Origin of the sequence: Pseudomonas sp. GM21 (genome assembly GCF_000282215.1) — a bacterium.
Taxonomy (GTDB): domain Bacteria; phylum Pseudomonadota; class Gammaproteobacteria; order Pseudomonadales; family Pseudomonadaceae; genus Aquipseudomonas.
In genome coordinates this window covers 1-1,665 of record NZ_AKJS01000204.1, presented here as the reverse complement: position 1 = coordinate 1,665, position 1,665 = coordinate 1, and the positions used below count along the sequence as shown (strand labels likewise).

The following is a 1,665-nucleotide window of genomic DNA, read 5'->3' as shown; positions in this document are numbered from 1 at the left end:
CCGCGGAAGTAGTTGATCAGGCCTTGGGTCGAGGCATCGTCAGCCGGGGTTTCTTCACTGCCGACGAGGCGGTTGTAGACGCCTTTGCCCAGTTCCTTGCCCAGTTCCACGCCCCACTGATCGAAGGCGTTGATGCCCCAGATCACGCTTTGCACGAAGACTTTGTGTTCGTACATCGCCACCAATGCGCCGAGGCGACGCGGGCTGATGCGCTCGACCACCAGCGTGTTGCTCGGACGGTTGCCGGGGATCACTTTGTGCGCCGCCAGTTTTTTCACGTCCTCTTCACTCATGCCTTTGTCGCGCAATTCGGCTTGCGCTTCTGCAAGGGTCTTGCCCAGCATCAGCGCCTGGCTTTGCGACAGGCAGTTGGCGTACAGCCACTGGTGGTGATCGGACACCGGGTTGAAGCTGACGATCGGCACGATGAAGTCGGCCGGGATCAGCTGGGTGCCCTGGTGCAGCAACTGGTGATAGGCGTGTTGACCATTGCACCCGACGCCGCCCCAGATGACCGGGCCGGTGTCGGTGGACACCGGGGTGCCGTCCTGGCGCACGCTCTTGCCGTTGGACTCCATATCCAACTGTTGCAAGTGCTTGGTGATGTTACGCAGGTAGTGGTCGTACGGCAGGATCGCGTGGCTTTGCGCGCCCCAGAAGTTGCCGTACCACACGCCGAGCAAGGCCAGCAGCACCGGCATGTTCTGCTCGAACGGGGCGGTCAGGAAATGCTGGTCCATGGTGTAGGCACCGGACAGCAGTTCCTTGAAGTTCGACATGCCGATCGCCAGGGCGATTGGCAGGCCGATGGCCGACCACAGCGAATAACGGCCGCCGACCCAGTCCCACATCGGGAAGATGTTTTCTTCGCGAATACCGAACGCCACAGCCGCGGCATTGTTGCTGGAAACGGCGATGAAGTGACGATACAACTCAGCTTCGGAACCACCCTGAGCCAGGTACCAGGCGCGTGCGGCCTGGGCGTTTTTCAGGGTTTCGAGGGTGTTGAAGGATTTCGACGACACGATAAACAGCGTGGTCTCGGCACGCAGCTTCAGGGCCAGTTCGTGGAACTCACTGCCATCGATGTTTGCCAGGTAGTGGCAGCGCACGCCTTTCTGGGCGTAGGACAGCAGCGCCTCGGACACCAGCTCCGGGCCGAGGAACGAGCCACCGATGCCGATGTTGACCACGTCGGTGATCGGTTTCTCGGTGTAACCGCGCCACAGACCGTCGTGGATGCGGCCCACGAGGTCGGTGATCTGGTTCAGTACTTTGTGCACTTCCGGCATCACGTTGACGCCATTCACCGACAGCTTGTCGCCCACCGGGCGGCGCAGCGCGGTGTGCAGGGCCGGACGGCCCTCGGAAGCGTTGACGATTTCGCCGTCGAACAGCGATTTGATCGCGCCCTTGAGGTCGACTTCATTCGCCAGGCCCACCAGCAGATTACGGGTCTCGGCGTTGATCAGGTTTTTCGAGTAATCGAGAAACAGCCCGCAGCTGCTCAGGGTGAATTGAGTAAAACGTTGCGGGTCGGCATTGAAGGCTTCGCGCATGCTGAAATCCTGCATGGCTTGGCGGTGATCATTCAGCGCTTGCCAGGCGGGCAGAGCGGTCACGTCGTGAGGAGTGCGGTAGTACGCCATCGCTGCGGGTTTCCTT

Annotated in this window: 1 protein-coding gene; it reads right to left on the bottom strand. The window is 61.0% G+C overall.

The window, feature by feature from the left end; genetic code table 11:
- The coding region (pgi, locus tag PMI22_RS00045) for a glucose-6-phosphate isomerase (RefSeq protein ID WP_007949547.1) at positions 1-1,649 on the bottom strand (1,649 nt) is incomplete at its 3' end.
- Positions 1,650-1,665: the final 16 nt, after the last annotated feature.